The 6,581-nt window shown below is 60.8% G+C and carries 8 protein-coding genes and 1 pseudogene; 5 read left to right on the top strand and 4 right to left on the bottom strand.

Annotation, left to right across the window (positions count from 1 at the left end):
• From WBQ77_RS10845 to WBQ77_RS10830, 4 genes and pseudogenes are all read right to left on the bottom strand, one after another.
• Positions 1-797: pseudogene (locus WBQ77_RS10845) on the bottom strand (hypothetical protein); the annotation flags it as partial.
• 252 nt (positions 798-1,049) lie between these two features.
• On the bottom strand, positions 1,050-1,295 hold the full coding sequence (locus tag WBQ77_RS10840) for a hypothetical protein (protein ID WP_424042665.1): 246 nt from the start codon (positions 1,293-1,295) through the stop codon (positions 1,050-1,052).
• Positions 1,296-1,402: 107 nt separating this feature from the next.
• The gene (locus WBQ77_RS10835) at positions 1,403-1,612 is read right to left on the bottom strand and encodes a cold-shock protein (RefSeq protein ID WP_424042664.1); all 210 of its coding nucleotides are present in this window, start codon (positions 1,610-1,612) and stop codon (positions 1,403-1,405) included.
• Between the two features lie 281 nt (positions 1,613-1,893).
• Complete coding sequence (locus tag WBQ77_RS10830) at positions 1,894-3,060, bottom strand: alpha-hydroxy acid oxidase (protein WP_424042663.1); 1,167 nt, start codon at positions 3,058-3,060, stop codon at positions 1,894-1,896.
• Between the two features lie 242 nt (positions 3,061-3,302).
• Between WBQ77_RS10830 and WBQ77_RS10825 the strand changes: the two genes are divergently transcribed.
• The 5 genes from WBQ77_RS10825 to WBQ77_RS10805 form a co-directional block, all read left to right on the top strand.
• Positions 3,303-4,295, top strand: a complete 993-nt coding sequence (locus WBQ77_RS10825) for a bile acid:sodium symporter family protein (protein WP_424042662.1) — start codon at positions 3,303-3,305, stop codon at positions 4,293-4,295.
• A gap of 201 nt (positions 4,296-4,496) precedes the next feature.
• The gene (locus WBQ77_RS10820) at positions 4,497-4,619 is read left to right on the top strand and encodes a hypothetical protein (RefSeq protein WP_424042661.1); all 123 of its coding nucleotides are present in this window, start codon (positions 4,497-4,499) and stop codon (positions 4,617-4,619) included.
• Positions 4,620-4,865: 246 nt separating this feature from the next.
• Complete coding sequence (locus WBQ77_RS10815) at positions 4,866-5,747, top strand: hypothetical protein (RefSeq protein ID WP_424060229.1); 882 nt, start codon at positions 4,866-4,868, stop codon at positions 5,745-5,747.
• Between the two features lie 196 nt (positions 5,748-5,943).
• Positions 5,944-6,219 carry a hypothetical protein gene (locus WBQ77_RS10810; RefSeq protein WP_424060227.1) on the top strand — a complete coding sequence of 92 codons (276 nt, stop codon included), beginning with the start codon at positions 5,944-5,946 and terminating at the stop codon, positions 6,217-6,219.
• 38 nt (positions 6,220-6,257) lie between these two features.
• On the top strand, positions 6,258-6,581 hold a 324-nt coding region (locus WBQ77_RS10805), incomplete at its 3' end, for an NAD(P)-dependent oxidoreductase (RefSeq protein ID WP_424060225.1).

The raw sequence follows: 6,581 nt of genomic DNA, 5'->3' as shown, positions 1-6,581 counted from the left end.
CGCGCCGTCTTGGTCATGGGCGCCGGCTCTTCTTTCACGACGTTCCACCACTTTGTGCACCTCGGTGGCTTGCCGCCGCCGCCGCGCGTGCAATTCGCATAACCGAAGGGCAATCCCATCTTGAATGCGTAATATGCGCGCAGGAAATAGGGTAGGTCGGCGCAGTCGGGCCGAATGGTGGCGCGCGTTTGGTCCTCGCGCAGGCCAAGATGGTTGAACAAGACGTTCCGCGAATCGTCGTGCAGAACCTCGCCCAGGGCCTTCCACGACAGGTCCTCATCGAGCGGCGCGTCGAACAGTATCTGGAGCCAGGCGGCATAGAGATTTTCGTTTCCGCGATTCCACTTGTCGCGCAATGGCCAGACGGCCTTGCTGCTACCGGGACCGCGCGGCTTTTTGCGCGCGACTACGATGTCGCGCGTGACGTCGCGGCAACCGGGGGCCGCGCCTTCCCGCGTGAGCTTTGCTTGCCAGGTGCCGGCCTCGGGCGAGGCGATTTCGGCGTGCCAGAAATAGGGGGGTCCGCCCTGCCTGTCGGACGTTTGGGCTGCGACTTTTCCTGAGGGCGTAATCAGCGCCAGCGCGCCGTCTTGCGGCTTCTCGGTAGCGAATATGACGCGCAACGGCGCCCCTTTCCAGGGCGCGTGCGGCGTCGACAGTAGCGCTAATCCGTATTCATCGCAGACAGGAGCGACGTCCTCGGCCCTCGCCTGCATTTGCAGGACAATGACCAGAGCACAGGCGATCAGGAATGGCGTGATCGCAGCACGTACACTGGACAGGCGTACAGGCAGCATGGAACCTCCGTCCCGACTCCCCCGGCCGATGGCCAAAGCTACCTCGAAAACGTTGGTAACAAAACCTCAAATGCACGCATTCCGCGTGCACAAACCTAAGGTCGTTAAAATTGGGGAAAACAAGCGGGAGGTCTGTTCGAGGTCAAAAGCGGGCAGGGCCCGGTCCAGCGGAACTCCGGTCTCGCGGATACTTCCGTATGTCGCAAGTGGGCCAACCGCCAGCTGCGCGTCGGGGTATTTGTCAATCCGTGTTTAGGTTTGCTTCGATCGCCGCGTTCTAGTGCGCTTCGCAGGCGTAGGCTCCATCGCCGCCGCTTTCTTCTCGGCAGCCTCCTTGGCCAGTCGAAGTTCGCGCAAGCGGGCTGTTTTCACCGACGTCGCCTCGCGTTCCCGTTCTTGATCACGCATGAAGCTTTCGTGCCGCTGCCGGCTTTGGCTGCGGATCGCCTCGGCGCTACGCTTGGCTGCTGTCATGCGCGAGCTGAATGACGTACTCATATCGGGTTCTCGAGTTGGTTCGGCGGCTGATGATATTTTGCGGGCAAAGCTAACAAGCCGCCCCCGAAGGGGCGGCTCTAATCTACTAAGGCGTTTGTCCGAAAGGACTAAGCGGCCTCAATAGTGCTGACAGCTGTCTTACCGCTGCGGCGATCAATCTCGGTGTCGAACGTGACGCTCTGACCCTCGACCAGATGTGTGATGCCGGCGCGCTCCAGGGCAGTTGCGTGTACGAAGACGTCACTGCCGCCATCGGCGGGTGCAATAAAGCCGAAGCCTCTGGTAGCATTGTAAAATTTAACGGTTCCCGTGTTCATCGGGGTTCCTTTCGTTCAAGTGTATGTAGTAGTGCTTTAAGACGCGAACGCGCGCCTCGAAGCGGGATTGTCGATGTTTGGGAGGGTCTGCAACCTGCGCCTGGGCGCTAAAGCCAATAGTCCGGCCAAATGTCGATGCCTCTATATAGGCGTATTCTGCGAGAATCACAAGTTTTCGTGCGCCTAGCCACCTGGCGCGAAGGCCTCTGGGTTTTCCCGTTAGTCCTCGAAGGTGCATTTGTCGGGATTTGACACTCGGGCAGAACCGAACCGGAACGACCTCATCCGCTGGAGTTCGCCAGCCAGCTTGAGTCCAGGTCCTCAAAGCGCAGGCAGCCAAGTTGCATCAGGCTGCGCGTGAGCTCGTCGCGAAATATGTCTATGACTTGCGTGGCTCCCGGCGCGCCCAGTGCGCCCAAGCCATAGTAAAAACTCCGTCCACTAAAGGCCGCCTGCGCCCCCAGCGCCTTGCCGCGCAGAATGTCGAGCCCGGACCGGACGCCGCTGTCGATCATCACCGTCACCTGGCTGGCAATGTCCTTGGGCAACGAACGCAATGTGTCGATCGTGGCGGGCGCGGCATCGAGCTGCCGCCCGCCGTGGTTTGAGATGATGATGCCGTCGACATTGCAGTCGATCGCCGTGCGAAAATTCTCCTCCGCTTGAAGCCCTTTGACGATCAGAGGGCCATCCCACAATTCCCGTATCTTGCGTAGCCGTTCCACGGGCAGTCCGGGAATGGTCATGCTGGAAATGAAATCGGACAGGGCTTGGCTTGTATCGGTCCGGTAGCGCGCGACGTTGACGAAATCGGGTGCGCCACGGGCCAGCGTTTGCAGGGCCCATGTGGGATGGGTGAGCGACTGCCAGGCCATCTGCGGTGTCAGCGTGAAAGGCAGCTTCAGACTGTTCCTCAGTTCCCGGTTGCGCTTGGCGCCGACGGGGATATCCACCGTGACCACCAAGGCCCGGAACCCTGCGTGCTTCACACGCGCGATCATGTCTTCCAGGATGTCCACGCTCCGCGGGACGTAGAGTTGAAACCAGCATACATCGAGGGCCGCTTTCGCGATGCTCTCTATCGGCGTAGTGCTGAATGTACTGAGAACATAGGGGATGCGCGCGTTCTGAGCAGCCCGGGCGAGGGCCGTCTCGGCACCAGGCCACAGCATGTCGCCGAGGCCTACCGGCGACACGCCGAACGGCAACGCGTACTGGGTGCCGAAGAGCGTGACTTGGGTGTCGATCGTGCTGACATCGCGCAGATATCGCGGCGTCAGATGCACATCGTGAAAAGCCTGCCGGTTGCGCCGTTTGGCTTGTTCGTCGTCTATGCCGCCTTCGAGATAGTCGAAGGCAAAGTTGGGCAGGCGGCGCTTGGCGCGGCGCTTGAGGTCGGCAATGCCGGGATAGCGGGCGTCGTAGCGCATGGATGGGACTTGACTCATTCAGTCTCTATTCTGTCCGCCGGACGTGTTTCTTCCGTTAAGAAGCATCGTAGAGCCTGAGAGGCTCATTGCAGCCGTCAAAGTATCGGCATTGACTTCTAGCAGGGGGACCTCACGGAGGGCCTGGATCCCACAAGCCCCCTTGTGGCCCAGCTACGAATCGATCCAAACGCATCGTTGCCCACAGGCCCTTAGCGTCATTCTTGCCGGTACCGAGGGCGCTGGCCTAGGCTGCAATCCAAATGCTCGACCAACCGTTCTCGTTCTTCGCAAATTTCGGACACTATGAGCGCGTCTTGTCGGCGACCATGGTCACGTTTTCCATGCTCGGCATGGGAGCGACGCTCACGGTTCGCGATTTCGCGAACACGCTCGTTGCGTGGCGCGGGCTTGCTGTAGGTCTCGTCGCGCAACTGGTGCTGGTCCCTCTATGGGCAGGGCTGACGATGTTCGTCGTGGGTGCTGTCCCCGAGGGCTTTGGCGGGTTGTCGTTCGCGGGCGCCATCGGTATCGCGACGGGGATCGCTCTGATCGCGGCGATGCCCGGCGGTTCGCTATCGAACCTGCTCACCTTCATCGGGAATGGCAATGTCGCCCTGTCCGTCTCGCTGACGGCCATCACGACCTTCATCTGCCTCTTCGCGACACCGATCGTGCTGGCCGCGCTGGTCACGGTTCAGGTTCCAGGCGATTTCGTCATAGACAAATCGCAGATCATGCTGGACATCGGTCTATTCCTAATCGCCCCGCTGCTCGCCGGCATGGTTGTACGGCGCTTGACCCATTCGAAGCAGCAAATCCTGTTCACGAAACTCATGGTGCGCGCGAGTCTTGCGCTGCTCGCCCTGATCATCATCGGGTCGCTTGGTGCGGGGCGGCTGCAGTTCGCCCCTTATGGCTGGCTGGGGCCGGCCATCATCATCGTCTTCGGTATTGGTGCGCTCTACCTTACGCGCCTCTGTGCATTTGCCTGCGGCATGGTCGAGCGTGACTCTCTTGCGATCGTTATCGAAGTTACGGTGAAGAACGGGCTGCTCGCGCTTCTGGTTGTGACGTCAATGTTTCCGAGCCGCATGTTGGTGACCGAGGGTAGCCAGGTGGGCAGGATGGTCATTGCGGCGCACGATGGCTGCATCTTCGTCGTCCTGTTCTTCAGCGGCTTCGCTCTGGTCGCCGGCTCGGTGACCGCGCTCCGGGGGCGCAAGCGCCGGGGGCGGAACGGCAAGGCTACCTAGCTTTGGAGCAGGGGGCCTCGCGCGCGATGAGCGGATTATCATGCATGGTCAGCACGAGAATCGGGACGTCGGGACCGTAGCGGCGGAGCCGCCGCACGGACGACAGCCCAGCCAGACCGCCGACGCGCATCGCGAGATCGACAACGACGGCCTCGGGCCTGGCGAGCCGACAAAGACGAAACGCCTCGGCGAAGCTGGCATATGCTTGACGTTGCGCCCGCCGGCATCCTGAAGGAGCCGGCGAAGTCCAGCCACGACGATCGGATGATCGTCGATGATGAGGATGCGAGACCCTCGGCCATCATGCTGGCGGATTTGGATTAGGACGTTTGGCACTTCCGCCCTTGCTCCCGATGAGTCGTTGAAGCAGGGAGGCTAGCCGACCGGGCGATGCCAGTGTTTCCATACCGGCCGATGGAAAACGGGAAGCGGCAGGTCTAGGACTGGGAGGAGAGGGCGTATTGCGCACCCCGTGTATTGGCCAAGACGCTCGAACCTGACCTTTATCGGATGTCGGACGACGCCGGTTGGGATAGGGTTGGCCTGTCAGCATGGTTGGAGAGCAAGGAAATGTTTCCTCGCGTTTTGTTGGCCGTTGGGTTTGCCATCGCTCTTGCCACGGGGCTTGTCTCGGCGACGCTCCATGCCGAGGAGATGGCCTGGACGGTTGACCGCTACGAGAGCGATTTCCCGGACGACCCGGATACCGTGATCTTGAGTTACGGGATTCCAAACACGGATGCGGTCGCATTCGAGGCGACTTGTGGCGGGCCGGATGGGGTCATGCCGCGCGCGGTTTTCTGGTACGACATCGTTGACCTCTCGGAGGGCGAAGACGTGGTTGTCTCGTTCTCGGCCGGGGACGTCGAGGCCGAACTGCCTGGGCAGGTCTTTGGCAAGGACGCGGAAGTTGGCGTCTCCGGTATCCAGGTGGCGATCGAGGCCGGGGCGCCACTCTGGACCGCCATGAGGAAAGGAGCGGCGCTGACTTTTGGGATCGCTGGCGGAAAACGTGAAGCGCTTCAACTCACCGGCGCGGCCCAAGCGGTCGGCGATTTCGTGTCCGCGTGCCAAGCGCCGGCGCCGCCCGACGCAGCGCGGCCGTCAAGCACGATACCGGCGGCAGTTCCGACAAGTCCGCAAGCGGAGGCCGTGTCTTGCGACAAGTTCGGCACGATCAAGTCTGTGGAGTCCAAGACCCCTACGACCGTCACCTTCGTCAACAAGTCCGACGGCTATCGCGCCCTCGCTTGGATCGACCCGGAAGGCACGCCTGTCGACAACACCGGTCTCAACCAAGGGGAGAGTGTCACCGTCCCCACCTTCCAGACCCATGCGTGGATGATCACGGACGGTCCGGGGAATTGCATCGAGATGTTCGTTCCCACGGGTAGGAACACGATGTTCGAGATCACAGCGCCTGCGTCGATCCTAGGTCCGGAAGACGACTAAGCTCCGTAGGCTGCCCTTAGGCATACTGCGCCTGGCTGTAATCACGGAGTTGTGTCTGCCAAGTGCTGCGCAGCGAGATCCAACCTCGATTGCCGTCCGTAATCACAGGTAACCAGCAAGAAAACGCTACCGCGATCCGAGAGGCGCGCATTTCCGAAGCTTCAATAGATCTCGAGACGATGAAAGGAATACCTCAATGTTGACCAAGGCCTACAGAGCCGTGATGGATCCCTCGGAGAACCCGCTCTTCGCCCTGCCGAGAATGGTTCGCTTCCATTACATGCTCATTCTCTCTTACATGTGGTCGGCAATTTTCGCGCTTTGGATCGGGTTCACCTGGATGATGGGCCCCAGCCTCGTCGCGCATTCCTTGCTGCTTATTGGTGTTTTCTTCACCGCCGAGATTTTCGCGCTCGCGGGAAAGGGCGCCCAAGCGGCTGCGGCAAAGGGCGCCTATGCTCAGCAGACCTAGGAGTGATCTGAAGCAGCCGGTTGATCTGGAAAAATAACGTGGCTTATGTACTTGTTATTGGCGCGAGCGGTGGCATCGGTCGAGCGACGCTATCTGCGGCTCTCGATGCGGGCCACAGAGTGCGTGCGTTCTCGCGTTCTGCACACACACTACACCTCGATCACGACAGGCTTGAGAAGTGCTGCGGCGATGCGAAAAACGCCGCCGATATCGATGCGGCCTTGGACGGTATCGACGTGGTCGTGCAGGCTCTGGGGGTTACCGCGAGCGAGCTATTTAAGCCGGTAAGTCTATTCTCCGAAGCGACGCAGGTCCTATTGCCGGCGATGCAACGCCACGCGATCAGACGTTTGGTCGCCGTG

The sequence above is a fragment of the Methyloceanibacter sp. genome (assembly GCF_049590335.1).
In the GTDB taxonomy this organism is placed as follows: Bacteria; Pseudomonadota; Alphaproteobacteria; order Rhizobiales; family Methyloligellaceae; genus Methyloceanibacter.
Note: the sequence above shows the minus strand (reverse complement) of the source record. Positions and strands in the feature narration are given on the sequence as shown.

Coding starts and splice junctions, on each gene's coding strand:
- WBQ77_RS10825 (WP_424042662.1), top strand. CDS start 3,303: ATGCTCGACCAACCGTTCTCGTTCTTCGCAAATTTCGGACACTATGAG.
- WBQ77_RS10815 (WP_424060229.1), top strand. CDS start 4,866: ATGTTTCCTCGCGTTTTGTTGGCCGTTGGGTTTGCCATCGCTCTTGCC.
- WBQ77_RS10830 (WP_424042663.1), bottom strand. CDS start 3,060: ATGAGTCAAGTCCCATCCATGCGCTACGACGCCCGCTATCCCGGCATT.
- WBQ77_RS10820 (WP_424042661.1), top strand. CDS start 4,497: ATGCTTGACGTTGCGCCCGCCGGCATCCTGAAGGAGCCGGCGAAGTCC.
- WBQ77_RS10810 (WP_424060227.1), top strand. CDS start 5,944: ATGTTGACCAAGGCCTACAGAGCCGTGATGGATCCCTCGGAGAACCCG.
- WBQ77_RS10835 (WP_424042664.1), bottom strand. CDS start 1,612: ATGAACACGGGAACCGTTAAATTTTACAATGCTACCAGAGGCTTCGGC.
- WBQ77_RS10840 (WP_424042665.1), bottom strand. CDS start 1,295: ATGAGTACGTCATTCAGCTCGCGCATGACAGCAGCCAAGCGTAGCGCC.